General features: G+C 65.5%; 26 protein-coding genes. 18 read left to right on the top strand and 8 right to left on the bottom strand.

The genetic code is table 11. The features are described from left to right. A complete protein-coding gene (locus G4223_RS18225; protein WP_163682691.1) occupies positions 1-2,037 on the top strand; it encodes a BsuBI/PstI family type II restriction endonuclease in 2,037 nt (678 codons plus the stop codon). A 55-nt stretch (positions 2,038-2,092) separates the two neighbouring features. Here the strand turns inward: G4223_RS18225 and G4223_RS18220 are convergent, their stop codons facing one another. From G4223_RS18220 to G4223_RS18210, 3 genes are all read right to left on the bottom strand, one after another. Then, on the bottom strand, positions 2,093-2,365 hold the full coding sequence (locus G4223_RS18220; RefSeq protein ID WP_163682689.1) for a hypothetical protein: 273 nt from the start codon (positions 2,363-2,365) through the stop codon (positions 2,093-2,095). A gap of 354 nt (positions 2,366-2,719) precedes the next feature. Next, positions 2,720-5,512, bottom strand: a complete 2,793-nt coding sequence (polA, locus tag G4223_RS18215; protein ID WP_163682687.1) for a DNA polymerase I — start codon at positions 5,510-5,512, stop codon at positions 2,720-2,722. A 2-nt stretch (positions 5,513-5,514) separates the two neighbouring features. After that, positions 5,515-5,706: a zinc-finger domain-containing protein gene (locus G4223_RS18210; protein ID WP_163682686.1), complete on the bottom strand. Its 192-nt coding sequence runs from the start codon at positions 5,704-5,706 to the stop codon at positions 5,515-5,517. A 51-nt stretch (positions 5,707-5,757) separates the two neighbouring features. Between G4223_RS18210 and G4223_RS18205 the strand changes: the two genes are divergently transcribed. The 6 genes from G4223_RS18205 (at position 5,758) to G4223_RS18180 (ending at position 9,986) form a co-directional block, all read left to right on the top strand. Next, on the top strand, positions 5,758-6,717 hold the full coding sequence (locus G4223_RS18205) for an ABC transporter ATP-binding protein (protein WP_163682684.1): 960 nt from the start codon (positions 5,758-5,760) through the stop codon (positions 6,715-6,717). Then, positions 6,714-7,706, top strand: a complete 993-nt coding sequence (locus tag G4223_RS18200; protein WP_163682682.1) for an alpha/beta hydrolase — start codon at positions 6,714-6,716, stop codon at positions 7,704-7,706. Before G4223_RS18205 ends, G4223_RS18200 begins: the two co-directional genes overlap by 4 nt. A 32-nt stretch (positions 7,707-7,738) precedes the next feature. After that, complete coding sequence (locus G4223_RS18195) at positions 7,739-8,338, top strand: hypothetical protein (protein WP_163682680.1); 600 nt, start codon at positions 7,739-7,741, stop codon at positions 8,336-8,338. Continuing rightward, positions 8,335-8,910 (top strand): hypothetical protein, encoded by a 576-nt coding sequence (locus tag G4223_RS18190; protein WP_163682678.1) that lies wholly within the window; start codon positions 8,335-8,337, stop codon positions 8,908-8,910. The genes G4223_RS18195 and G4223_RS18190 overlap by 4 nt, the downstream gene beginning before the upstream one ends. 13 nt (positions 8,911-8,923) lie before the next feature. Next, the gene (locus G4223_RS18185) at positions 8,924-9,355 is read left to right on the top strand and encodes a bacteriohemerythrin (protein WP_163682676.1); all 432 of its coding nucleotides are present in this window, start codon (positions 8,924-8,926) and stop codon (positions 9,353-9,355) included. Positions 9,356-9,416: 61 nt separating this feature from the next. After that, the gene (locus G4223_RS18180) at positions 9,417-9,986 is read left to right on the top strand and encodes a DUF805 domain-containing protein (RefSeq protein WP_163682674.1); all 570 of its coding nucleotides are present in this window, start codon (positions 9,417-9,419) and stop codon (positions 9,984-9,986) included. A gap of 8 nt (positions 9,987-9,994) precedes the next feature. Here G4223_RS18180 and G4223_RS18175 read toward each other — a convergent pair whose 3' ends face one another. After that, positions 9,995-11,302 carry a DUF3422 family protein gene (locus tag G4223_RS18175; protein ID WP_163682672.1) on the bottom strand — a complete coding sequence of 436 codons (1,308 nt, stop codon included), beginning with the start codon at positions 11,300-11,302 and terminating at the stop codon, positions 9,995-9,997. 107 nt (positions 11,303-11,409) lie between these two features. Here G4223_RS18175 and tldD point away from each other — a divergent pair, with 107 nt between their 5' ends. The 3 genes from tldD to G4223_RS18160 all read left to right on the top strand — a co-directional run bounded on the left by tldD (position 11,410) and on the right by G4223_RS18160 (position 15,417). Beyond that, a complete protein-coding gene (gene tldD / locus G4223_RS18170) occupies positions 11,410-12,861 on the top strand; it encodes a metalloprotease TldD (protein ID WP_163682669.1) in 1,452 nt (483 codons plus the stop codon). Between the two features lie 66 nt (positions 12,862-12,927). Next, positions 12,928-13,698: a hypothetical protein gene (locus tag G4223_RS18165; protein WP_163682667.1), complete on the top strand. Its 771-nt coding sequence runs from the start codon at positions 12,928-12,930 to the stop codon at positions 13,696-13,698. Between the two features lie 102 nt (positions 13,699-13,800). Further along, positions 13,801-15,417, top strand: coding sequence for a tetratricopeptide repeat protein (locus G4223_RS18160; protein ID WP_241004214.1), 1,617 nt, complete (start codon positions 13,801-13,803; stop codon positions 15,415-15,417). Here the strand turns inward: G4223_RS18160 and G4223_RS18155 are convergent, their stop codons facing one another. Continuing rightward, complete coding sequence (locus G4223_RS18155; RefSeq protein ID WP_163682666.1) at positions 15,418-17,253, bottom strand: GGDEF domain-containing protein; 1,836 nt, start codon at positions 17,251-17,253, stop codon at positions 15,418-15,420. Positions 17,254-17,469: 216 nt separating this feature from the next. On the opposite strand from G4223_RS18155, the gene ihfB reads away from it, so the two are divergent. From ihfB to G4223_RS18135, 4 genes are all read left to right on the top strand, one after another. Continuing rightward, entirely contained in the window at positions 17,470-17,760 is a 291-nt protein-coding gene (ihfB, locus tag G4223_RS18150; RefSeq protein ID WP_163682664.1) for an integration host factor subunit beta, read from the top strand. A 6-nt stretch (positions 17,761-17,766) separates the two neighbouring features. Beyond that, a complete protein-coding gene (locus tag G4223_RS18145; protein WP_476738488.1) occupies positions 17,767-18,093 on the top strand; it encodes a LapA family protein in 327 nt (108 codons plus the stop codon). A 73-nt stretch (positions 18,094-18,166) separates the two neighbouring features. Further along, the gene (gene pyrF / locus G4223_RS18140; protein ID WP_163682662.1) at positions 18,167-18,871 is read left to right on the top strand and encodes an orotidine-5'-phosphate decarboxylase; all 705 of its coding nucleotides are present in this window, start codon (positions 18,167-18,169) and stop codon (positions 18,869-18,871) included. 10 nt (positions 18,872-18,881) lie between these two features. Then, positions 18,882-19,523, top strand: coding sequence for a phosphoribosylanthranilate isomerase (locus G4223_RS18135; protein WP_163682660.1), 642 nt, complete (start codon positions 18,882-18,884; stop codon positions 19,521-19,523). A gap of 50 nt (positions 19,524-19,573) precedes the next feature. On the opposite strand, the gene cobT is transcribed toward G4223_RS18135, so the two are convergent. Further along, positions 19,574-20,584: a nicotinate-nucleotide--dimethylbenzimidazole phosphoribosyltransferase gene (cobT, locus tag G4223_RS18130; protein WP_163682658.1), complete on the bottom strand. Its 1,011-nt coding sequence runs from the start codon at positions 20,582-20,584 to the stop codon at positions 19,574-19,576. A gap of 78 nt (positions 20,585-20,662) precedes the next feature. On the opposite strand from cobT, the gene cobS reads away from it, so the two are divergent. Both cobS and G4223_RS18120 read left to right on the top strand, forming a co-directional pair. Next, positions 20,663-21,451, top strand: a complete 789-nt coding sequence (gene cobS / locus G4223_RS18125) for an adenosylcobinamide-GDP ribazoletransferase (protein ID WP_163682656.1) — start codon at positions 20,663-20,665, stop codon at positions 21,449-21,451. Continuing rightward, positions 21,448-22,059 carry a histidine phosphatase family protein gene (locus G4223_RS18120; protein ID WP_163682654.1) on the top strand — a complete coding sequence of 204 codons (612 nt, stop codon included), beginning with the start codon at positions 21,448-21,450 and terminating at the stop codon, positions 22,057-22,059. Before cobS ends, G4223_RS18120 begins: the two co-directional genes overlap by 4 nt. Here G4223_RS18120 and G4223_RS18115 read toward each other — a convergent pair. Continuing rightward, the gene (locus tag G4223_RS18115) at positions 22,040-22,366 is read right to left on the bottom strand and encodes a hypothetical protein (RefSeq protein WP_163682652.1); all 327 of its coding nucleotides are present in this window, start codon (positions 22,364-22,366) and stop codon (positions 22,040-22,042) included. The genes G4223_RS18120 and G4223_RS18115 overlap by 20 nt on opposite strands. Before the next feature lie 107 nt (positions 22,367-22,473). Next, complete coding sequence (locus G4223_RS18110; protein ID WP_163682650.1) at positions 22,474-23,328, bottom strand: 23S rRNA (adenine(2030)-N(6))-methyltransferase RlmJ; 855 nt, start codon at positions 23,326-23,328, stop codon at positions 22,474-22,476. Positions 23,329-23,594: 266 nt separating this feature from the next. Between G4223_RS18110 and G4223_RS18105 the strand changes: the two genes are divergently transcribed. Then, the gene (locus G4223_RS18105; protein WP_163682648.1) at positions 23,595-24,119 is read left to right on the top strand and encodes a PAS domain-containing protein; all 525 of its coding nucleotides are present in this window, start codon (positions 23,595-23,597) and stop codon (positions 24,117-24,119) included. Further along, positions 24,097-25,410 (top strand): methyl-accepting chemotaxis protein, encoded by a 1,314-nt coding sequence (locus G4223_RS18100; protein WP_163682646.1) that lies wholly within the window; start codon positions 24,097-24,099, stop codon positions 25,408-25,410. The genes G4223_RS18105 and G4223_RS18100 overlap by 23 nt, the downstream gene beginning before the upstream one ends. Positions 25,411-25,436: the final 26 nt, after the last annotated feature.

Here is a 25,436-nt window from a genome sequence, read left to right as displayed (position 1 = left end):
ATGGTTCGTCGGATTGATTCCCCCGGTCTCTTGGATTTCTCGGATCACGAAGCGTGGTTGCCGTGGGTCCAGGAATGCCTGCCCGATCAGTCCCTGCCACCGACCGGCCCCGTGGTCATGGACCTGTTCGCAGGGTGCGGTGGCATGGCTTTGGGGTTCGAGTCGCAAGGCTTCCTGACCGCCGGCTACGAGATGAAGCCGGCGGTTGCCGCAACCTACAGCAAGAATCTGGCGGGGCCGTGTGACGAAGTTTTCCTGACGGTGGGAATGCCGGAAGGGAAGGCGGAGGTGCTGATCGGAGGCCCGCCGTGTCAACCGTTCAGTCAAATCGGCTATCAACGGGGGAAGCGTGATCCCCGAGATGGCTTTCCCATATTCTTGGACGCCGTCGAACGGGTGCGGCCGAAGATCGCCATTATTGAAAACGTTCGAGGTTTGCTGTTCCGGAACAAGGATTATCTACGGCAGGTCGCGGACGAATTGACGCGGTTTGGTTATGCGGTGGATGCGCGCTTGCTCAAGGCGGCGGAATTCGGTGTACCGCAGAAACGCGAACGTGTCGTGATCGTCGCCTCTCGCGTCGGCTGGTCGTGGCCGGAAGCGGTTGTGTCCAATCCTGTTACGGCGGGAATAGCTTTGGGGCCACTGGCCTATAGCCACGGGCCCGATAGTCGCTTCCTGACCGCCAGTATGGATCGCTATGTTGCTGAATACGAAAGGAAAAGCAACTGTGTCCGGCCCCGTGACCTGCACCTGGATCAGCCGTCGCGGACGGTGACGTGCCGTAATCTGGGTGGGGCGACTTCGGATATGCTGCGGATTCGCTTGCTTGATGGTCGACGGCGCATGTTGACGGTGCGAGAGGCTGCCCGGTTGCAGGGGTTCCCGGATTGGTTCACCTTTGAGGGTGGTGAATACGACCAGTTCGAGCAGATCGGCAATGCCGTCCCTCCGTTGATGGGCAGGGCTATCGCCGCTCAGGTCTGGAGGCACCTGGACGGGCTTCCCCCTGGGGCGGTGCCGGTCGCCAAAGGGATGGGGGAAATTTTGGATAGCGATACCGTTACCATAAAGATCGAGCAGGCTCAGAACATCCTGCGCAGCATCGGAGTGCCTCTTCGTGATTATACCGCACGCCGCCGCGAGCGTCTGGCGTTGGCGCTGCTTGCGGTCGCGCATCTGGCGCCTGGGGATGGATGGTCCAATGCGAAAAGCCATCTGGTCGATAATCGTGTTCCCCCGGTGACGACCCGACAGATTATCGCCTTCTGGAACAAGTATTATGGTGAGAACGTCGCGGATTCTTCCTATGACGACGTACGGCGGAAGGATCTGGTCATTCTGGTCGAGGTAGGCCTTGTCGCCAAAAGCGCGGCCAATTCCGCTGCGGACACCAACGACGGAACGCGCGGCTACGCGATTGTCGCCGAGGCATTACCCTTGTTGCAGAGTTATGGTGGAACCGCTTGGGACGATGAACTGATTCGGTTCCGGGCGCAGCATGTGGCTTTGGCCGACCGGCTGAGCAAGGCGCGCGAGATGAAAATGGTTCCAGTGACCCTCCCTGGGGGACAAGAGCTGAAGCTGTCTCCGGGGCCGCACAACGCCATTCAGAAAGCTGTGGTCGAGCAGTTTCTTCCTCGGTTCTCCCGAGGGGCCCAGGTCCTGTATATCGGCGATACGGAAAACAAGCTGCTTTATTGTGACGAGGCAGCTTTGAAGACGTTGGGGTTGCCGGAATTGTCCCGCGACATGCTGCCCGATGTCGTCGCCTATGAGCCGGAGCGGAATTGGTTGTTTTTGGTCGAGGCGGTGCATTCGTCCAACCCGATCAGCGAAATTCGCCACATGAAGCTGCGCGAGTTCACCAAGGACTGTACGGCAGGGTGTGTCTACGTCAGCGCCTTCGAAACCATGAAGGCGTTCGCGAAGTTCTCCAAGGAGATCGGTTGGGAAACCGAGGCTTGGGTCGCAAGCAAGCCCGAGCACATGATCCATTTCAACGGTTGCCGCTTCCTCGGTCCCTACGAACGTTGAACATGAAAAACCCCTCTTCCGCCTGGCGGAAGAGGGGGCATGGATCGCGGGGATCTCAGGCGGCCGCTGCGGCGGCGCTTTTGACCAGCGCCGCGCGGGCGCGGATTTCGTCGATGCGGTCCACCAGCGCGGCGATACCCAGCGATTCCTCGATGCGGGCGCGTTCTTCCATCAGCGCCTGAAGCTGGGCCGGGCTGGCGACCTTCATGCGGGCATTCATGTCTTCCTCGACCAGGGCGAATTGAGCCACCGCGTCGTCAAGCATGGCGTCGAGGCGCTTGCGTTCGCTTTCCAGCCGGGCGAGTTCGATTTCGAACGGGTTGCTCATGGCAGACGTCCCTTTGGGCTTCAGGCGGCCAGTTGCCGGGGCAGGTCGAGGCGTTCGACCTCGGCGCGGGCGGTAAGCACCATCTCGAAGGTGGCGGCTTCCATGGTTCGGCCTCCGGTAGTTCGGGGGGTAACGGCGAGGCAAGTTCTTTGCTGTGCTGCATTATAGCAAAACTGAAATGGCATGGAATATCTTGGTGGAATTAATTTGTATCACTTATGAAAATGAAGCCTATGCATTGTGAATGTTGTGTTTGTTGTTCAAATGAAAATGAATGGATATTGAATGAAATGACAACGCCCGCAGGGAAAGTCCCCGCGGGCGCCATGTGTAATTACTAATGATGGAGCGAGCTCAGTGAGCGGCGTCCCATGACGCACCGGTTCCCACCTCGACCACCAGCGGCACGTCCAGTTGGGCGGCCCCTTCCATCACCCGCTTGACCAAGGCGGTGGTGTCCGCGATCTCGGCTTCGGGAACTTCGAAAACCAGTTCGTCGTGCACCTGAAGCAGCATGCGGGCCTTCGATCCGGCGGCGGCGATCTCGCCGGGCAGGCGGATCATGGCACGTTTGATGATGTCGGCGGCGCCGCCCTGGATCGGGCCGTTGATGGCGGCACGCTCGCCAAAGGCCCGCAATGGTCCCTTGGCGTTGATGTCGGGCACATAGACCTTGCGGCCGAACAAGGTGGTGACGAAGCCGTTGTCGCGTGCTTCCTGTTTGGCCCGTTCCATGTAGTCGCGGATTTCCGGGAAGCGGGCGAAATAGGCGTCGATGAAGGTCTTGGCCTCGCCGTTCGAGATGCCCAGCTGTTGCGCCAGACCAAATGCCGAGATGCCGTAGATGACGCCGAAATTGATGGCCTTGGCGCGGCGGCGCAGGGACGGGTCCATGCCCTCGATCGGCACGCCGAACACTTGGGAGGCGGTGATGGCGTGGATGTCGGCGCCGTCCCGGAACGCCTGTTTCAGCCCCTCGATTCCCGCCACGTGGGCGACCAGACGCAATTCGATCTGCGAATAATCGGCCGACAACAGCACGTTGCCCGGCTCGGGCACGAAGGCTGCGCGGATCTTGCGCCCTTCCTCGGTGCGGATGGGGATGTTCTGAAGGTTGGGGTCCGACGACGACAGCCGGCCGGTGGTGGTCACCGCCAGCGAATAACTGGTGTGGACGCGCCGTGTGTCGGGGTTGATCTGGGCGACCAGCGCGTCGGCGTAGGTGCTTTTCAGCTTGGCCAACTGGCGCCAGTCGAGCAACCGGGCGGGCAGGGCGTGTCCCTGTAGCGCCAGTTCCTCCAGCGCATCGGCGCCGGTGGCCCATTGCCCGGTCTTGGTCTTCTTGCCGCCGGGCAGCGCCATTTCCTCGAACAGAACCTTGCCCAACTGGGCAGGCGAGGCGACGTTGAATTCGTGTCCGGCCAGGGCGTGGATGTCTTTTTCCAATTCGGCCATGCGGGCGCCGAATTCCTCGGACAGCGCCAGCAGGGCGGGGCTGTCGACCTTGATGCCCTCGCGCTCCATGGCCGCGACGATGGTCGCCAGGGGGCGTTCCAGCGTCTCGTACACCGTCACCATGTGTTCGGCCAGCAACCGCCCCTTGAGCAGGGCATGCAACCTGAGCGTGATGTCGGCGTCTTCGGCGGCATAGGCCAGGGCCTTGTCCAGCGGCACCCGGTCGAAGGTGATCTGGGCCTTGCCGCTGCCGCAGACGTCGGCGAACTTGATGGTGGAATGCCCCAGATGACGCTGGGCCAGTTCGTCCATGCCATGGCCGTGGCTGGCGCCGTCCAGCACATAGGACAGCAGCATGGTGTCGTCGATGGGCGCAACCTCAAGACCGGCGCGGTTCAAGATGTGCAAGTCGTATTTGATGTTGTGCCCGACCTTGAGAACCGACGGGTCGGCGCAAAGCGGGCGCAGCTTTTCCAGGACGACGTCGCGGGGCAGGATCTTGGGGCTTTCCGGCGCGCCGGGATCGCTCAGCAACAGCGAGCCCTGCGCCTCGGCCGGCGAATGCTTGACCGGGATGTAGCAGGCCCGCCCCGGCGCGGTGGACAGCGACACCCCCACCAGTTCGGCGCGCAGGGCGTCCAGGCCGGTGGTCTCGGTGTCGATGGCGACGATGCCGGCGCGGGTCGCCTCGGCCACCCAGGCGTCCAGGGAAGCGACCGAGGTTACCAACTCGTATTCGATTTTGTCCGGCGCGGCGGCAGGAGCCATCGCGGCGGTTGGAGGCAGGGCGGACGTCGCGGACTTGGGCGCGGGAATCTTGGGCATGGTGGCGCCACCGCCGCCCAACCGGGCACTCAGCGACTTGAAGCCCTGCTCGCGGACGAACTCGGCCAGCAATTCGGGCGCGGGCTGGCGCTTGGCGAAGCTTTCCAGCGGCTCGACCACCGGCACGTCGCGCTTGAGACGCACCAACTCGCGGCTGACGCGGGCCATGTCGGCGTTGGTCATCAAGGTTTCGCGCCGCTTGGGCTGCTTGATTTCGGCTGCGCGGGCCAACAAGGTGTCAAGGTCGCCGTATTCGGTGATCAACTGGGCGGCGGTCTTGATGCCGATGCCCGGCACGCCCGGCACGTTGTCGGTGGAATCGCCGCACAGGGACTGGACGTCCACCACCTTGTCGGGCGGCACGCCGAACTTCTCGACCACCTGTTCGGCGGCGATGGCACGCCCCTTGAGCGGGTCCATCATCTCGACGCCATCGCCCACCAACTGCATCAGGTCCTTGTCGGACGAGACGATGGTGACGCGGGCGCCCAGGGCCACCGCCTGGGTGGCGTAGGTGGCGATCAGGTCGTCGGCCTCGAACCCTTCCTGCTCGACGGCGGGCACGTTGAAGGCCCGTGTCGCCTCGCGGATCAGCGGGAACTGGGGCACCAACTCCTCGGGAGCGGGGGGGCGGTTGGCCTTGTATGCGGGGTAGATGTCGCTGCGGAAGGTCTTCCGCGCCGCGTCGAAGATGACCGCCACATGGTCGGCGTCGGTCTCGTTCAACAGCTTCATCATCATGGTGGTGAAGCCGTAGACGGCGTTGACGGGGGTGCCGTCGGCGCGCGTCATCATGGGCAGACCGTGGAAGGCCCGGAAAATGAATCCCGAGCCGTCCACCAGATACACGTGGCGGGGAGTGCTCACCGTCAGTGACCGTGCGCCTTGGCGCCCTCGGCCAGCACATAGGTGCGCGAGCAATAGGGGCACACCACCTCGCGCTCGGCGCCGAAATGCAGGAACACGCGCGGATGGCCCAGGGGGCCGGTGCCGCCGTCACAGGCGACGGTGGCGGTTTCGACCGTTTGGGGTTCGATCTTGGCTTCAGTGACGGCAGACATGGCAGGCATCCGTTGACCGTGGAAACGGCCGGATGATACCCATGTCGGGCCATGGTTCAAACACCCATCGATCCGAATTCGCCCGACAACGCCATCGAGACCCGCGATCTTCGCAAGGTCTATCGCGGCCGGCGCGGCACCAAGGTGGCGCTGGACGGCGTTTCGCTGGCGGTGCCGCGCGGTTCCTTCTTCGGTCTTCTGGGGCCCAACGGCGCCGGCAAGAGCACCTTCATCAACATCCTGGCCGGGCTGGTGATCAAGAGCGGCGGCCAAGCCTGTGTCTGGGGCCGCGACATCGACCGCGCCCCGCGTGAGGCCAAGGCGGCCATCGGCGTGGTGCCGCAGGAACTGAACCTGGACCCGTTCTTCACCCCGCGCGAGTTGCTGGAGGTCCAGGCCGGCATGTACGGCGTGCCCAAGGCGGAACGCCGCACCATGGAAATCCTTGAGGCGGTGGGGTTGGCCGACAAGGCGGAGGCCTATGCCCGGACCCTGTCGGGCGGCATGCGCCGACGTCTGCTGGTGGCCAAGGCCATGGTGCACAATCCGCCGGTCCTGGTGCTGGACGAACCCACCGCCGGTGTCGATATCGAGTTGCGGCAGTCGCTCTGGGCCTATGTCAAACAGCTCAACGCCGCTGGGACCACCATCGTCCTGACCACCCATTACCTCGAGGAAGCCGAGGAATTGTGCGACCGCATCGCCATCATCAACCATGGCCGCGTGGTGGCGTGCGAGGACAAGCGGACCCTGTTGGGGCGGCTGGACAGCAAGGCGCTGGTGCTGGCCGTCACCGGGCCGCTGGAAACGGTGCCCGAGGCCCTGGTGCCGTTCGCCCCGGAAATTCGCCCCGACGGCCGTCTGGTGGTCCGCTACAAACCGTCCGAGATGCCGGTGGCCGCCATCCTGGACGCGGTGGCCGCCGCCGGTTTGCGGGTTGCCGACCTGTCCACCGAGGAAACCGACCTCGAGGACATCTTCCTGCAACTGACCTCGTCGCGGATGCCATGAGGATACGGGCGCTGGCGGTCCTGATGCTGGCGGCCCTGGTCGCGGCCTGTGCCGCGCGCACGCAACAGGCGGGGCCGGCGGTGGCGCCGCCCCAGTGGGAAAAGGCCGCGTGGGTGACGGCCGACGGCGTGCGTCTGCCGCTGCGGTCTTGGCTGCCCCAGGGTGAGGTGCGGGCCGTGCTGCTGGCGCTGCACGGCATGAACGACTATTCCAATTTCTTCGACGAACCGGGCAAATATCTGGCCGCCAAGGGCATCGCCTCTTACGCCTATGACCAGCGCGGTTTCGGTGCCGCACCACAGCCCGGCATCTTTTCCTCGGCCGCCACCATGGCCGCCGACGCCCGTGCCGCGCTGGAGCTGGTGGCCGCGCGTCATCCCGGCGTGCCGGTCTATCTGTTGGGGGAAAGCATGGGCGGCGCGGTCGCCATGCTGGCCACCGCTGGCGAGCCGCCGTCCGACCTGCGCGGAGTGATCCTGTCGGCGCCGGCGGTGTGGAGCCGCCAATCCATGGGCTGGTTCCAGCGCGCGGCGCTGTGGCTGGCCTATCAGGTGGCGCCGGGGTGGAAGTTGACCGGCGAGGGGCTCGACATCTGGCCGTCCGACAACATCCCCATGCTGCGGGCGCTGGCCGCCGATCCGCTGGTGATCAAGGGAACCAGGGTCGATGCCATCAATGGCGTGGTCGACCTGATGGACGCCGCCGCCGTTACCGCGCCGCGAATTCGCCTGCCGGCCCTGGTGCTGTATGGCGCCAAGGATCAGGTGGTGCCGGCCGCTCCGGTGTGGGCGGCGGTGGAACGCCTGCCCGGATTGGGGCATGACCAGCGGGCGGCGTTCTATGCCAGTGGCTACCACATGCTGTTGCGCGATCTGGAGGCCCGCGTGGTTCTGGACGATGTCGCCGCCTGGATGGCCGACCCGTCCGCGCCCTTGCCGTCGGCGGCCGACCAGGCGGCAAAGGCCGAATTGGCGAGGCTGCGGGGATGACGGCGACGGGCTTTCATGACATTCTTCGCATCATGAAAACAATCGCCGTCCTTTTGCTGTTCCTGGTGCTGGCACCGACGGTGCGGGCCGCCGAACTCGATCTGGGCTTCGCCCGTTCCGGCATGACGCTGGACGAGTTCCGCGCGGGCGTCTGGCCTGACGGCACCATTGTCCGTTGTTCCGGCGAGGCCGACTTGCCGCCCGAATCCGACGACGTGCGGCTGGCGGTGCCCGATCCGGTGGCGAGGCTGGGCGGCACGCGCTGCGGCCTGTTCCATCAAAGCGGCACGCAATGGCATCCCAGCGTGATCCAGGTCGCCGGCATCGAGACCCAGGTGTGGGGCAAGTTCTTTCCCGACCGTTCCGGCACGCCGCGCCTGATGCATCTGGTCCTGCGCCAGCCGGCGGCGGCCTTTGGGGTGTTGGCCGATTACTTCGGCGAGCGCTTTGGCGAACCGGAATTGCGGCGCGACAATCTGGCGCGCTGGCAAGAGCCCGAGGCCGAGGTGGCGATCATCGTCGATGGCGGCATCTTGCTGGCCTTCGTCATCGACACCCGTCTCCAGGCGGCGTTGCACGCCCGCACCAGCCACCATATCCGCCGCACGGAAGCCAGGGAAAAGCAAAAATGAAACGTCTGCTGGGCGTTTGCGCGGTCCTGTCGGCGATGGCCGGGCCGGCCATGGCCAAGGATTACGACCTGGGCTACGCCCGCATCGGCATGATGATGGGCCAGTTCCGCTTTGCCGCGTGGCCGGCCGGGCTGAGCGTGCGCTGTTCCGACGACGTTGACCGCCCCAAGGAGGTTGACCGGCTGTTGGCCATGCCGCGCCAGATGGCCGATTTGGGAGCCGTTCGCTGCGCCTTGCTCAAGGTGGACGAGGCCGGGAAATACAGCGCGGCGACGCGCCGGGTCGGCGGCTCGCCGGTCGAGGTGGCGGCCACCTTCGCCCCCGATGCCGGCGGCACCAAGCGGCTGGTGCAATTGTTCCTGCAAGGCCCGCGCGACGGCTTCGACGGTTTGGTGGCGCATTTCACCGCGCGTCTGGGACCGCCCGCGGAAACCGACGGGCGTTTCGTGCGTTGGGCCGAACCGGGCAAGGAAGCCATCGTCCTGCACGAGGAAGGCGACACCGCGCTGGCGATGATGATCGACTGGAAGATGCAGGAAGCCATGAACGCCAAGATGGCAACCCGCAGATAGGAAAGGGCGGCGCATGCGGGCCAAGCTGGATTGGGAGGCGTGGTCCGACGATCTGTCGGTGGGGATCGCGGCCATCGACGACGACCATCGCGGCATCCTGGACCTGATCGCCCATTTGCACGAAGCCTATGATTCCGATCACGGCACCGACGCGGTACGTCTTGCCGTGGGACGAATCGCGGCCTATGCCGAAACCCATTTCCAGCGCGAGGAACGGATGCTGTTGCTGGCCGGCTATCCTTATCTGATCCAGCACCGCGCCCGTCACGACGCTTTTCGCGCCTATGTGGCCAACATCGTCATGGGGGCGTCGCCGTTGCCCGAGGTGGGCGAGTTGCTGTCGTGGCTGGTGGATTGGTGGGTCGGCCACATCGGCACCGAGGACAAGCAATACCGCGACCATGTCCAGTCGCGCCCCGACGCCGTGGCGGCCATCGATTCTTGATGGGCCGCACTGCCTGCCATATGGTTGCACCGTCAATTTAACGTCGCCCAAAAGGTGCTTCATGCGTGGTGTTTTTGTTTCCTTCGATCCGGTCACCCGTTCGGGGACCATCGAAGCCGGTGGCGTGGTCTACGCCTTTCCCCGAGGCAGCCTGCCGACCTTCATGAACCCGCAAGTCGGCGATCCGGTCAACTTCGAGCTTCGCAAGGGAGAGGTTGGCGCCATTTGGGCGGCCGATCCGGTGCAAGAACCGGGAACCTATCAGGAATTTTCCTGGCGCTGGTTCCTGTTCTCGCTGGGGGGGCGGGTGTCCTTGTCGCAATTCTGGATACGGTATTGGCTTCCGACCCGGTTGCTGGTGGTGGCGTATTTCGTGGGCGGCGGGGCGATGGGGTTGTCCATTGCCAACACACCGTACAACAACATCCTGATTCTGACGGTCTTCGCCATCCTGATGTGGGTTTGCGTCGCGGTCGAGGTGAAGCGGTGGCATGATCGCGACAAGTCGGGCCTGTGGGTCCTCATCGCCGTGGTGCCGCTGGTTGGACCGATCTGGGCCTTGATCGAAAACGGTTTCATGGATGGGAGCGCTGCGGCCAACCGCTACGGCTTGCCGCCGCTGCGGACCTAGCCTTCAACCTATTCCGCGTCCTCACCGTGGCCCAGCGCCCGGCGCAGGCGGCGCACCCCCAGGATCACCGCGCCGACGATGACCGGCAACGCCACCAGCGCCGCCAGATCCGGGTTGAGCGGCAGGCCGGCGCCTTTCAGGCCCTTGGCGGCGTACAGCACCAGGCCCAGCAGGTAATAGCTGATGGCCACCACCGACAGGCCCTCGACCGTTTCCTGAAGGCGCAATTGCAACTGGGCGCGGCGGTTCATGCTGCGCAGCAGGTCGCGGTTTTTTTCCTCTAGCGCGATGTCGACGCGGGTGCGCAACAGGTCGCCGGCCCGTGCCGCGCGCCGGCCCAGCAATTGCTGACGCTCGGCCGCCGTTTCACAGGTGCGCATGGCCGGCGCCAGACGGCGGTCGATGAATTCGTCGATGGTCTGCACGCCGGCGATGCGGTCTTCGCGCAATTCGTCGATACGGCGGGTGACGATGTCGTAATAGGCCCTGGCCGCCGACAGCCGGAAACTGGTGTCGGCGTCAAGGCGTTCGGCCTCGGCCGACAAGGCGGTCAGGCGGTCCAGAAGCTCGCGGTCGTTCTGCTCCACCTCGGGGTCGGCCAACTCGGTGACGATGTCGGCCAGGGCGCGGTCCATGCGCCCGACCTCGGCGAAAGCATGGCGGGCCACCGGAAAGGCCAGAAGCGCCATCATGCGATAGGTCTCGATCTCCACCAGACGCTGCAACAGCCGGCCGATCTGGCCGCGGGACAATCCGTGATCCAGCACCAGGGCGCGGCCGAAACCGTCGGCGTGCAGGCGGAAATCGGTCCACGCCTCGCCGGCGCCGCCCAACACCTTGGAACCGATCAGCATGTTGCCGTCGAACAGCGCCGACAGGCCGTCGCTGCTGTGGCTTCCCTTGTCCACCGCCACATGCAGGGCGGCGATCACCGCGCCGGGCATCCGTTCCAGCCAGTCGGTGGGCGCCAGTTCCAGTGCCGGGGCGGCGAAGGGATGGTCGAACGGGTCGAAACGCAGGAAGGTGTAGGTCGAGAATTCGGAATGGCGTTCCCATTTCAGGCGCAACGCCCCCAGGTCGCGCGACAGGTGGGCGGCGTTCTCGCCCGGCGGTTCCACACCGTGCGCCGCCAGCAACTCGGTCAGGAAGGCGCGTTCGTCGGTGGCGGTCAAGCCGTGGTGCAAGATGGCGACATGGCTGGCGCGCACCGGCGCCACCAATTGTTCATAGGGGCGCGCGTGCACCTCGCCGGCCAGGGCACGGCGGCCCGGGTGCTCGGTCAGCGCCCAATTCCGCTCTGGTATCGGTGCGGCCATGGCCTATATTCCCTTGAGGCGGCGTCTTCGCTGCCGAATGGTGTACACTCCGGCCCGCGTCCTGCCAACCGCCCGACTGGCCCTACCCGTTCCGACAGGAGACCCCCTTGCCGCAAGACGTTCCCGCCAAAGCCGGTGCCCACGCCCACGAATTGTTCTTCGTCCGCGCCGGCCTGGATCGCGACAACGTGCGCAAGATCGTCGCCGAAAGCCTGACCGGCGCCGATGACGGCGAATTGTTCCTGGAATACCGCCAGTCGGAAAGCCTGGTGCTGGACGACCGCCAGATCAAGTCGGCCAGCTTCGACACCGCGCAAGGCTTCGGCCTGCGCTCGGTGGCGGGCGAGGCGCACGGCTATGCCCATGGTTCCGAGTTGAACGAAGAGGCGATCAAGCGTGCCGCCACCACCGTCTCGGCCGTCAAGTCGGGCCGCACCGGCCATTTGGCCGAAGGACCGGTGGGCACCAACGCCGCCCTTTACACCGACCTCAATCCGCTGGCCCTGGTGCCGTTCGAATCCAAGGTCAAGCTGCTGGAGGAGATCGACGCCTACACCCGTGGACGCGAACCGCGCGTGCGGCAGGTGTCGGCGTCGCTGTCCGGGTCGTGGCAGGCGGTCTATATCCTGCGCGGCGACGGCAGCCACGCCGCCGACATCCGGCCCCTGGTGCGGATCAACGTCTCGGTGGTGCTGGGCCAGGGAGAGCGCATGGAAACCGGCAGCCATGGCATGGGCGGCCGTTTCACCTATGACGGCGTCATGGCCCCCGAGCAATGGCGCCATTGCGTGGACGAGGCGTTGCGTCAGGCCTCGGTCAATCTGGATTCCGTTTCCGCCCCGGCCGGCGAGATGAGCGTGGTGCTGGGCCCCGGCTGGCCCGGCGTGATGTTGCACGAGGCGGTGGGGCACGGGCTCGAAGGCGACTTCAACCGCAAGGGCACCAGCGCCTTTTCCGGCATGATCGGCCAGCGCGTCGCCGCCAAGGGGGTGACGGTGGTCGATGACGGCACGCTGCCTGATTTGCGCGGTTCCATCACCATCGACGACGAAGGCACGGCCAGTTCCCGCACCACGCTGATCGAGGACGGCATCCTGGTCGGCTACATGCAAGATCGTCTGAACGCCCGCTTGACCGGGGTGCGGCCCACCGGCAACGGCCGCCGCCAATCCTATGCCCATCCGCCGTTGCCGCGCATGACCAACACCTTCATGGTCGCCGGCGAGCACGACCCGGCCGAGATCGTCGCCTCGGTGAAGAAGGGAATCTACGCCGTCAATTTCGGCGGCGGCCAGGTGGACATCACCTCGGGCAAGTTCGTGTTCGCCGCCACCGAGGCCTATCTGATCGAGAACGGCAAGATCGGCCCGGCGGTCAAGGGCGCCACCCTGATCGGCAACGGTCCCGACGCCATGACCCGTGTGTCGATGATCGGCAACGACCTTCAGATCGACCCCGGTGTCGGCACCTGCGGCAAGGACGGCCAAGGCGTGCCGGTGGGCGTCGGCCAGCCGACGCTGCGCATGGACGGCCTGACGGTGGGGGGAACGGCGGTGTGATGTTGGCTTCTATCGGTTGTTGATCGGCTGCGATATCCTCTGCCCGATACGGGGTGGGGGAAACTCATGATCAAGGTCTTTTTGGCGGTGCTTGGGCTGTCGGTCTTCCTGACGGCCTGTGCTCCAGATGTCTTGGACCGGCCAGCCGACGTGGGAACCGCCAACCAATTGTTTTCGGCCCTACAGGACGGGCGTTACGACCTCATCGAGGCCATGGCCGATCCTGAATTGCGGAAAAAGGATCTCCGCTCTCCTTTGATTCAGATGCGTTCCCTGTTGCCGTCGTCACCGGCCACGTCCATGACGGTTGCGCAATACGGGGCGGTCAAGATCATGGATGCGGCCGGGACCGTCCGGCGGGTCAACCTGGAGCTACAGGCCGGGTTTGGCGAGCAATGGTTCCTGGCCAGCTTTCAATGGCGCACGGAAAACCAAGGTTCAGCCATCCTCGAAGGTTTTCACCTGCAACCCCTGGCGATGCCGCTCGAGACGCTGAATGCCTTCACGTTCCAGGGCAAGGGGGGCGTGCATTACGCGATCCTGGTCCTGGCCGTGCTTGCGCCGGCCCTCAGCGTGACGGCCCTTGCCCTGTGCTTGCTTTCGTCCATGCCGCGTCGGCGCAAGGTTCTTTGGGCGGTCGGCATCCTGTTCGGCGTCTGTCAGGTGTCGTTGAACTGGACCTCGGGCGAGGTGATGGTCAACCCGCTGTTCTTTCAATTCCTGTCCGGGGGGTATACCCGTGCAGGACTGGGGCCGTTCGTGGTGCGGGCGTCGGTGCCCTTGTTCGCGCTGCTGTTCCTTGTGCGTTGGTATCGTGACCGTCGGCAAGCGCCGTGATTTCCTGGTCTTCCCGGTCAAATATCGCCAAGCGATGGTCGCGAAGCGCGGGGGAAGTGGCTATGGTGTGACGGAAATCCTTTGGTGCCCTCTCGCGGAAACATGATGCAGCCTGCTCAGACGAAAACGGTCGCCGAAATCTTCGCCGAGGCCATGGCCGCCTATGAAGACGGGCGGGGGGGAGAGGCCAAGCGGCTGGCCAAGAAGCTGACCGAAGTCGCGCCCAAATTCGGCGGCGCCCATTACCTGATGGGGCTGTTGTCCCTGGATTCCGGCCAGGGCAAGCGGGCCGTGGACAGTCTGGCCCGCGCCATCGCCATCACCCCCGGCCAGACGGTGCTGCATCTGGCCATGGGGCAGGCGCTGGAGATGTCCGGCGACGTCGCCGAGGCGGCGCTGCATTACCGTACCGTGCTGACCCTGGACCCCGCCCATGCCGAGGCCCATGCCCGCCTGGGGGCGCTGTTGGGGCGGCAGGGGCGGCGCGACCAAGCGATCGAACATTGCCGCGCCGCCATCGCCGCCAGTCCGGTCCATGCCGAGGCGCTGAACTGTCTGGGAGCCCTGTTGACCGAGGCGGGGCGGCCGGGCGAAGCCTGCGACGCGTTGCGGCGGGCGTTGGACCTGCGTCCCGACTGGCCGGCGGCACTGAACAATTTCGGCTTGGCGCTGCGTGATTGCGGCCGTCTCGACGCCGCCGCCACCATTTTGGAGGGGGCGGTCGATCTGCGCCCGGACCAGCCGGGCATGCGGGCCAATCTGGCGTCGGTCTATCGTGCCCAGAACCGGCTCGACGACGCCCGCAAGGCGGCCGAGGACGGGACGCGCGTGGCGCCGCGCAGCCTTGAATGCTGGATGGAACTGGGGCTGATCCGTCAGGCCCAGGACCATTTCGAAGGCGCGGCGGCGGCGTTCGAACGGGTTACCGCCCTGGCGCCGCGTTCCCCCAGGGGATGGTATTGCCTGGGCGAGGCCTGTCGCCGGCTGGGCGAGAACGCCCGTGCGGCACGGGCCTATGGCAAGGCGCTGAAGCTGGATGAGCGCGACCTGCACGGTGCCGCCCTTGGCTTGGCCCTGGTGGGGGGCGGGCCGGTGCCGGACAAGGCGCCCGAGGCCTATGTGCGTCAGCTGTTCGACGATTACGCCGACCGTTTCGACCAGTCGTTGGTGGACAAGCTGGAATATTGCGCGCCGCAGCTTCTGGCCGACGCTCTGGCCCGGACCATCGACCGGCGCGGCGGACTCGACATCATGGACGCCGGCTGTGGTACCGGCCTGGCGGCGCCGGTGCTCAAGCCCTATGCGAAGCGGCTGGACGGCGTCGATTTGTCGCCGGCCATGGTGGCGCGTGCCGACGAACGCGGTCTTTACGACGAATTGCTGGTGGGCGAACTGGTGGAGACGCTTCTGGCGCGGCCCGAACGCTACGACCTGTTGGTGGCGGCCGACGTGCTGGTCTATCTCGGTGACCTTGGCCCGGTGATGCAGGCGGCGCGCGTGGCGGTGCGGGCCGGCGGCGCCTTCGCCTTCACGGTGGAGAAGACCGCAGAATCCGGCAGCTATGTGTTGGGCGCCAAGCAACGTTATGCCCATGCCGCCGACTATGTCGCCGCCACTGCTGCCGAAGCGGGTTTTTCCGTCGCCCTGATGGAAGACGCGGTCACCCGCCGCGACGGCGGCAACGAGGTGCCCGGTCTGGTGGTGGTTCTGAAGGGCTGATCAGCGCGCCACCAAGGCCCCGGCCGCCACCCGGTCGGGGCTTTTCTTGGCTTCCTTCTTGAGGCCGGCGATCAGTTGGCTGATCTCGTCCACGGTGTGGACCGGGCGTCCGGCCGGCAGGTGCACCACCGCCGCCGACACCGACATTAATGCAAAGCGTACCACGTTGCCCTGTCGATCCTGGCCGGTGATATGGCCGGCGGCGCGGGTTTCGTCGTCGTAGAAGCTTTCGACATCGCGGCGGAAGGTCTCCACCAGATCGGCGATGGTGCCCATGGTCTCGGCGTAACCCTGGCCGCGGAAGCCGCCGAAGAAATCGTCGCCGCCCACATGAGCGGGAAAGCAGGTGTCGCGCGGCAGCGCCTTGGACAGCAATTCGGCGAACAGCAGGATGGCGCGGTCGCCTAGGCGGAAGCCGTATTTGTCGTTGAACGGCTTGAAATTGTCGAAGTCGAAATAGGCCAGCACCACTTCCTGGTCGGTGGCGGCCAGCACTTCCGACACGTATTCGTGGATCAGGTTGTTGCCCGGCAGCTTGGTCAGCGGGTTCTGGTCGCGCGCGGCGGCCAGGTTCTTTTCGTTGATGACCCGCAACAGCGAATGCGCCGACAGAAAGCCCACGTATTTCATGTTGTCGACGATGATGATCCCTTCGGACCGTTCCACCGTCGAATAGGCCTGAAGGATGCGTTCGGCCTTGGTGTTGATGTCGGCCATGGGACAGCGGGTGACGAAGTCCTTGAGCTTGCGGCCGATGGTCTTGTTGCTGATCAGCGCCTTGCCGTACAGCGAGTAGGTGTAGTCCTTGAGTTCCTTCTCACGCACGATGCCGACCGGTTCGCCGGCTTCGTCCACCACCGGAAAGAAGGTCAGCGACTTGTCGGCGCGGAAGCGTTCGAACACCTCCTCCATGCGGCAATCCAGGCCGATGGGATCGACATAGGTGATCTGGTCGGCGATCAGTTTCTGGTCGCTGACGGCGGCACGGCGTTCGCTTTTCGCCATGTGGGCGATGGCCTGGTAGGCGGGCTTCAACTCCGCCATGTCCACGGTCGGCTTTTGCACCAGATAACCCTGGATCAGGTCGCAGCCGATATCCTTGCACACGAAATACTCGCGCTCGGTCTCGACGCCCTCGGCCAGCACCACCACGCCCAACAGGTGGGCGATGTTGACGATCTGGGACAAGAACAGCTTCTTCTTCGAATCGTTGGCGATGTCGGACACGAAAAAGCGATCGATCTTCAAAAAGTCGGGCTCGGCGAAATACAGCAATTGCAGGCCGGAAAAACCGGTGCCGAAATCGTCGATGGCCAGCCGGAAGCCGGCGCGTTTGTCGTGGGCCAGAACGCTGGCCGCTTCGCCGGGATGGTCGAAGGCGTGTCGTTCGGACACTTCGTAGACCACCTGTGATTCGTCAAGGCCGGCGCGTTCCAGAAGCTTGCGGGTCCGCGCGGTCAGGCTGCCCGAGGCATCGAGGGCGCGGTTGTCGAGGTTGAGGAACAGCTTGCTTTGTCGGCAATGGTCGAGGCGCAGGAATTTCTCCATCGCCTTTTCCCGAAGCGCCAGTTCCATTTCGGGCAGGGCACCCAAGGCGTGGCAGGTGTCGAAGAAATCCTGGATCGAGGAGAAGCCGGCGGCTTCGGTGTTGCGCAAAAGCGCTTCGTAGCCGTAGCAGGCGCCGGTGTGGATGTTGACGATGGGCTGGAAGGCCACGTCCAAGGTGGCGATGATCTCGGCCCAAGGCCGCAAGGTGGCGGCGAAGGGGCTCGTGGTGTGCACCGTTGGCGACGTCGCCTTGGTGGCTTCGCCGTGGGCATGGACCGGGGTGAACATCGTCGCGTCTCCGTGTGCCGACGGACTATGCCGCGGCGGCGGCATTGTCGCTGTTTTCCGGGGGGGGGAGTCAACGCACACCCATGCGTGCAACGAAAAATTCACCAGGACCCGCTTCCGGCGGCCAAAACCAGTCTTTATCACCGCTTTCCTTGACTCGGGCCTCCCCCTTGGGCAGGCTGCGCGGATTCAGGATTTTTAGGTTTCGAGACAGGAATGACCAAGTCGGAGCTGATCGCTCGCCTGGCGGAAAGGAATCCCCACCTTTACCAGCGCGACGTCGAACGCATCGTGACCACCATTTTCGACGAGATCGCCGCCGCCCTGGCGCAGGGCGACCGAGTCGAGTTGCGCGGGTTCGGTGCGTTTTCGGTGAAGCAGCGCGATGCCCGCCAGGGCCGCAACCCCCGGACCGGCGAACAGGTTTCGGTCCAGGGCAAAGTGATTCCGTTCTTCAAGACCGGCAAGCAGTTGCGCGAGCTGCTTAACGGCGACGACGAGGAATAGGGGGGCGTGATGCGCCTGCTCGGCTGGCTTCTGGCGTTGCCGGTGTCGCTGGTGGCGGTGGTTTTCGCCGTCGCCAACCGCCATGGCCTGCGCCTGGAATTGTGGCCGCTGCCCTGGAGTGTCGAAGTGCCGGTCTATCTGGCGGTCCTGGGGCCGCTGGTGCTGGGATTGATGCTGGGGGCCTTGGTCGCTTGGCTGGGCGGCCATTCCGCCCGCATGGCGGCGGGGTATCATCGCCGCCGCGCCGAATCGCTGGAACGTCAGCTGGCTGCCGCCGGCGGTTCCGACGACAAGGTTTCCGCGCCGCAACTGCCGCCGCCCGCGGGCGGCTGAGGCTGTTTCCCGGATCTCTCGCGCGCGGCTTCGGTCTGCGCTATAACGCCCTCTGGACATTCCTGGAGACGCCATGACTTCGCCCGTTTACGTCGCCCTCGACACCACTGATGTTGCCCAGGCGGCGGCGCTTGCAACCGGCCTCAAGGGGCTGGTGGCCGGCGTCAAGCTGGGTCTGGAGTTCTTCAGCTATTGCGGGCCGCGTGGGGTCGAAGCCATTGCCGATCTCGGCATGCCGTTGTTCCTGGACCTCAAGCTGCACGACATTCCCAACACGGTGGCCGGCGCCATGCGTGGCGTGGCCAAGCTGGCGCCGCGGCTGACCACCATCCATGCCTCTGGCGGTTTCGCCATGATGCAGGCGGCGGCCGAGGCGGCGCGCGAAGGCGCGGCCAAGGCCAACCGGTCGGCGACCAAGGTTCTGGCGGTCACCGTGCTGACCTCGCTCGACCAGCCGGCGATGGCCGAGGTGGGCTTTGGCGGCACTGTGCTCGATCAGGTCAAGCGGCTGGCCGAACTGGCGCAAAAGGCCGGCGTCGATGGTCTGGTCTGTTCCCCGCACGAGGTGGCGCATGTGCGCGACGTGGTCGGCTCGGACATGACCCTGGTGGTTCCCGGCATTCGCCCCGCCTGGGCCGAGGCTGGCGACCAAAAGCGGTTCATGACGCCGAAAGAGGCGTTGAAGGCCGGCGCCGACCTGTTGGTCATCGGCCGCCCGATCACCGGCGCCACCAACCCGGCCGACGCGGCGCGACGCATCGCGGAAGAACTGCGGTAGGGGATATCCCATGGCGGCACAGGTCAAGATTTGCGGCCTGAACGACGAAGAGGCCATCGACGCGGCGCTGGAAGCCGGTGCCGAGTTCATCGGCTTCGTGTTCTATCCCAAGAGCCCGCGCGCGGTGAGCGCCGAACAGGCGGCCGAGTTGAGCCAGTTCGTCGAGGGTGTCTGCAAGGTCGGCCTGTTCGTCGATCCCGACGATGCGTTGTTGGACGAGGTGACCAGCCATTTGCGCCTGGACATGCTTCAGTTCCACGGATCGGAAACGCCCGAGCGTCTGGCGCGGGTGCGGGCCGAATACGGCGTCGAGGTGATGAAGGTCATCCCGGTGGCGACAAAGGACGACCTTGCCGCCGCCGAGCCGTTTTACGAGGTGGTCGACTGGATCTTGTTCGACGCCAAGCCGCCCAAGGGGGCGGATTTGCCCGGCGGCAACGCCGTCAGCTTCGACTGGTCGGTGCTGGCGGGGTTCAAATGCCCGGTGCCGTGGATGCTGGCGGGTGGCCTGACGTCCGCCAACGTGGCCGAGGCGATCCGGGTGACCGGAGCCCCGGCGGTGGACGTGTCGTCCGGGGTCGAGGAGCGTCCCGGCGTCAAGGACCCGGCCAAGATCGCCGCTTTCGTGGCGGCGGCCAAGAGCGCCGCCTGAGCGGCGCCCCTGTCAATCCACCCGCCGCCTGAGCGGCGCCCTGGTGGCGGTCATCCTGCCGCGACGCCGGCCTCGGCAAAAGTCGCCATGCCGGTGTGACAGGCCAGCGCGCCTTTGACGACGCCGATGGCCAGGGCGGCGCCCGACGCCTCGCCCAGACGCATGCCCAGGCTCAGCAACGGTTCCTTGCCCAGTGCCGACAGCAAGCGCTGATGCCCCGGTTCGGCCGAGACGTGGGCGACCACGCAATGGTCGAGCGCGCCGGGGCAGGCGGCTTCGAGCGGAGCGGCGGCGGCGGTGCAGACATAGCCGTCCAACAGCACCGGCACCCGCTTGAGACGCGCCGCCAGCACGGCGCCGGCCATGGCCGCCAGTTCGCGCCCGCCAAGGGAGCGCAGGATTTCCAACGGTGCCTTGCCCTTGTGCAAGGCGGCTCCGGCCGCGACCACCTCGGTCTTGCGGATCAGGCCGGCATTGTCGACACCGGTTCCGCGCCCGGTCCAACCATCGGCGTCGCCGCCATAAAGCGCGCAGGCGATGGCCGCCGCCGGGGTGGTGTTGCCGATCCCCATTTCGCCCAAGGCCAGCAAGTCGGTGTCGTCGGGAACCGAATCCATGCCGGCACGGAAGGCGGCGACGAATTCGGCCTCGTCCATGGCGGGACCTTTGGTGAAGTCGGCGGTGGGGCGGTCAAGGTCCAGGGACACCACCGCCAGTTCGGTGCCGAAGGTGCGGCAGAGCTGGTTGATGGCGGCGCCGCCATGCTCGAAGTTCTTCACCATCTGCACGGTGACCTCGGCGGGAAAGGCCGACACGCCCAACGCGGCGACACCATGGTTTCCGGCGAAGACGCGGGCGCGCGGGGTTTCCAGGCGCGGCGGGTGACGCCCCTGCCAACTGGCCAGCCACAACGACAATTCCTCGAGACGGCCCAGGGCGCCCGGCGGCTTGGTCAATTGCGGGTCGCGGGCGGCCCACAAGGCGGCGGCGGCCTGATCCGCCGCGGGCAAGGCGGCGATCAGGGACTCGATGTCGGCCACACTAGAAATGGAGGTATTCAAATGACCTCTCCCCAAGATGTTGCGCAGGCGCGGCGGTTGGTCCTATAACCCAAACGACAGCCGAAATCACCATCGACGATGACAGAACAGCCATCCCCCCCGCCCGAGATATTGCCGCCGCCCGGCCTGTTGGCCCAGGCGCATCTGGCTTTCGTCTTCCTGACGCGCTTGCCGTTGCCCGATTGCGGCATGTTGCCGCCCGGCACGCTGGCGCGTGCCATGCGTTTCTTTCCCCTGGTCGGGGGGGCGGTCGGGGCGTTGTCCGGGCTGGTGTTCCTGGCGGCGCAGGCCGTGTTGCCCGCCTTGCCGGCCGCGATGCTGGCGGTGCTGGCCGGGGTGCTGCTGACCGGCGCCTTGCACGAGGACGGTTTGGCCGACACCGCCGACGGGCTTGGGGCGCGTGGAGGTCGCGAGAAGCGGCTTGAGGTGATGCGCGATTCCCGTTCGGGCGCCTATGGCGTGCTGGCCCTGGTGTTTTCAGTGGGGTTGCGCTGCGCGGCCTTGGCCGCCGCGCCGTCCGGTCTGGCGGGGTTGGGGGCGCTGGTGGCGGCGGCGGCATGGTCGCGGGCTCTGATTCCGGCGGCCATGCAGGTGATGCCATCGGCCCGTGCCGAAGGGTTGGGCGCCGGGGCCGGCGTGCCCGACGCCACCGTGGCGGCGACGGCGGCGGTTCTGGGGCTGGTGCTGGCACTGGGGGGCCTGGGAACTGGCGCGCCGGTGGCGGTGCTGTCGGCTTTGGCAGCCGCTTGGGGGATGGTGGTTCTGGCGCGACGAAATTTCGGCGGGTTTACCGGCGACGTATTGGGGGCGGTGCAGCAAGTGGCGGAAATGGCGGTTCTGGTGGCAGCGGCGGGAGCTTGGGCATGAACAAGGCGCGTGACACCCGCTGGTGGCTGGTACGGCATGCGCCGGTGCCGTGCCCGCATGGCCGGATCACTGGTCAGTTGGACGTGGCCTGTGATACTTCGGACGACGAGGACTTCCTGCAACTGGCACGGCGTGTTCCGGCCAACGCGGTGTTGGTGGAAAGCGGCCTGATGCGCTGCCGTCAGACGGCGGGGGCGCTTGAGGCGGCCGGCTTGCTGTTGCCGCCGCCGGTGGTCGAACCCGATCTGGCCGAACAGAATTTCGGCCGCTGGCAGGGAAAAAGCTGGCTGGAACTGGAAACCGCCAAGGACCCCGATCTCGCCGCGTTTTGGCAGGACCCGGCGGAAACCACCCCGCCCGAGGGTGAAAGCTTTGCCCTGGTCTGTGCCCGCGTGCGCCGTGCCCTGTGTCGGCTGTCGGACCAGTTCCCCGGCCGCGACGTGGTGGCCGTGGTTCATGCCGGCACCATCCGGGCCGCGCTGGCCATGGCCTTGGGCTTGGAACCGGCGCAAGCGCTACGGTTTTCCATTCAGCCGTTGTCCCTGACCCGGATCGAGGGCACCAGTGACGGCTGGCGGGTGGATTGCGTCAATGTGACGGCGGTTTAGTCGGCGCGCAGGGCTGGACCGGGTCTTGGCCGCACAAATGGGCCAGCCACCAATGGGCCAGAAGCTTGAGGTCGTGGCGGCTGTCGGGACCTTCTCCCCGGCACAGCCGCTCCAGGGCGTCATGCCCGCTTTCAAGATGCTCGGTCAAAAGGTGGTTGAGTTCGCCCAAAAGCCGCTCGACGACTTCTTGCGGGGCGCCAACGGCCAGGGATTCGTCCAACTCGTTCAAGAGGTCAACGACGGCCCGGTGCGCCAGATCGGTGGGACGGTGGCCCACCTCGAATTCCTGTTGCCACTGTAACAGCATGGTCGTTCCGCCTCCTCAAAAGTGGCTGTTTCGACCTGTTGGCAAGTGTGCTCCTTCGGGGGCGGGGTCACCACCTGGGGAAAGGGATAAGGGGATTATCCAAGGGGTTAATGGGCGCCCGACTTTTCGCGGATCAACCATTCCACGCGGCACGATCCCGTCTGTGGCGCCAGTGTCCGTGCCAACCAGGGCAGCAACGTCTCCAACGCTTCGTCCAGTTTCCAGGGCGGGTTGACCAGCACCAGTCCGGCACCGTTCAGGCGGTCGGGCACGTCGTCAGGGGCGACCAGCACCTCGGCCACCAGGGTTTTGGGCAGATCTATCATGCACAAATCGGCGTGGAAACGGGCTACCGGCTCGCGCGCCTTGATCGGATACCACAGCGCATAAAGGCCGGAATTCCAGCGTTTCATGGCTTGGGCCAGCCCCTTGCGCATGGCGGCGAACTCGTCGCGTTTCTCGAACGGCGGGTCGATCAGCACCAGCCCCCGCCGTTCGGGCGGCGGCAGCATGGATTTGAGCGCGCCGTAGCCGTCGGTGTGGTGAACGCCGATGCGCGTGTCCTGCCGGAACCGTCGCCGCAATTCGTCCACGTCCTCGGGATGCAACTCGCACAGGGCAAGGCGGTCGCCGGGCCGGGCCAATGACGCCACCACCTGCGGCGAGCCGGGATAGTGCAGGACGCCGCCACCGGGGTTGACCGCCTCGACCGCCGTCAGATAGGGGGCCAGTTCCTCGGGCGCATCGGTGGCCGCGGCCAGCACGCGGCCGATGCCGTCCTGCCATTCGCCGGTCTTTTCCGCCTGGACCGAGCCCAGGTCGTAAGAGCCGATGCCGGCATGGGTGTCGAGATAGCAGAACGCCGATTCCTTGCGCTTGAGGTGCTCGACGATCAAGGCCAGGACCGCGTGCTTCTGGACATCGGCGAAGTTGCCGGCGTGATAGGCGTGACGATAGTTCATGGCGCGGGTTGTGCGACAAAACGTCTTGCCGCGCAAGGGGGGGAAGTGGGGTGAATATACTTTAGGTTAAAATGCCATTTGTGGAAATCAACGACTTGTGTTCGTTTTCCCCGATCCGCCAAATATTGTCCATGACGCGCGTGCGAACATTGATCCAGATTTAAGCATCGGTTAAGTGTCAATGGTGTACGAGATATGCCTGAAGGAAGCCGTGCGGCCGGAAAGCGGCGTGTGGCGTCCCTAGGCACAGCCAACCCGGGGGGGATATGGCAAGGTCTGACGTTCATTTGACAGGTGTGGAGCGGACTTTCGGCCGCGACGAGATCATCGTCAGCAAGACCGATCTCAAGGGCCGGATCATCTACGCCAACGAGGTGTTCCTCAGCATCGCCGGCTACAGCGAGCGCGAGATTCTGGGACAGCCTCATAATGCCATCCGCCATCCGGCCATGCCGCGTTGTGTGTTCAAGCTGTTGTGGGACACCATCCAGTCCGGCAGCGAGATTTTCGCCTATGTCCTGAACCGGGCCAAGAACGGCGATCATTACTGGGTTCTGGCGCATGTCACGCCGACCTTCGACGGTCAGGGAAACATCGTCAGCTATCATTCCAACCGACGCAGCCCCAAGCGCGAATCGGTGGCCAAGGCCGAGGCTCTCTATAACGAGCTTCTGGCGATCGAAGCGGCGCACGAAGACCGCAAGCAAGGGATGGAAGCCTCGTTCAAGGCCCTTGTGGACAAGTTGCAGGCGCTGGGGGTTCCTTACGATGAATTCGTCTTCGCTCTCTAAGGCGCTGTGGTCGTCGGTGGTGTGTGCCGCCGCCGGCTTGGTGTTGCTGGTGATGGAACTGGTCTCGGGACAGGGCGTGGCCCAATCCCTGGTGGCCGGGGTGGTCTTGCTGGCCGGGCTGTCGGGATTGGTGTTCACCGTCAAGACCCGCGCCAACGCGCTGCGGTCCCGCGAGGTTTTGACCCAGGCCGCCGCCGGCCGTCTGGACGTGCGTCTGGTCGGGTTGACCGAAGGCGGCGTGCTGGGCGAACTGGATCACGCCATCAACCGTCTGCTCGACCTGACCGAGGCCTTCACCAAGGAGGCCGACGCCGCCATGGCGAAAACCGCCGAGGGGCGTTATTTCCGTCATATCCTGTTGGAGGGTCTGGTCGGCGAGTTCTCGGATCACGCGCGGCTGATCAACGACGCGCTGGCCGGCATGGAACGGCGCAGCAAGGAATTCGTCACCGAGGCCACCGGCGTCGGCAACACCATCAAGCACATGAGCCAGGCGGTGGCGGCCACCGCCACCGAATTGGAAGCCACCGCCCAGCAGATGAGCTCGATCGCGTCGCAGACCAGCGAGCAATCGGCCACCGTGGCACGGGCGGCGGGTGACGCCTCAAGCCATGTGGAAGGCGTCGCGGCGGCGGCCGAACAGGTGGCCGGCGGCATCCGCGAGGTGGCGTCGCGCATCCAGGCCTCGGCCGACATGGCCCAGGAAACGGTGCGCGTGGCCGGCGAAACCGACGAAGCCATCCATGGACTGCTTGAGGCGGCGCAAAAGATCGGCGATGTGGTCAACATGATCACCGAGATCGCGTCGCAGACCAACCTTCTGGCGCTGAACGCCACCATCGAGGCGGCACGAGCCGGCGAGGCCGGCAAGGGTTTCGCGGTCGTCGCCAACGAGGTCAAGCATCTGGCCAACCAGACGTCGCGGGCCACCGACGACATCTCGGCCCAGATCATGGGCATGCGCGAAGCCACCGGCCACGCGGTCGAGGCGGTGCGCGCCATCGCCGGCATGATCCGCGACATCAACGACAACTCGACCGGCATCGCCGCCGCCACCGAACAGCAATCGTCGGCGGTGGCCGAGATCAGCCGCTCGATCCGCGACGTCGCCGCCAGTGTGCAGACGGTGGCCAACACCATCGGCGACGTCAGCCAGGTGGCCGGCACCGCCACCGAGGCCGCCGACCAGGTTCTGGTCGCCGCCGGCGACCTGGCGGCGCGCACGGTCGGCATGAACGACGACATCGACGCCTTCGTCGTGCGCGTCTGTTCGGGCATCCGCAACCAGTAACCGGGAAAGCGCTTGCGTCGGGCCGT

The organism is Magnetospirillum aberrantis SpK (genome assembly GCF_011022235.1).
GTDB classification, from domain to species: domain Bacteria; phylum Pseudomonadota; class Alphaproteobacteria; order Rhodospirillales; family Magnetospirillaceae; genus Magnetospirillum; species Magnetospirillum aberrantis.
This window is presented reverse-complemented; position numbering and strand designations above follow the sequence as displayed.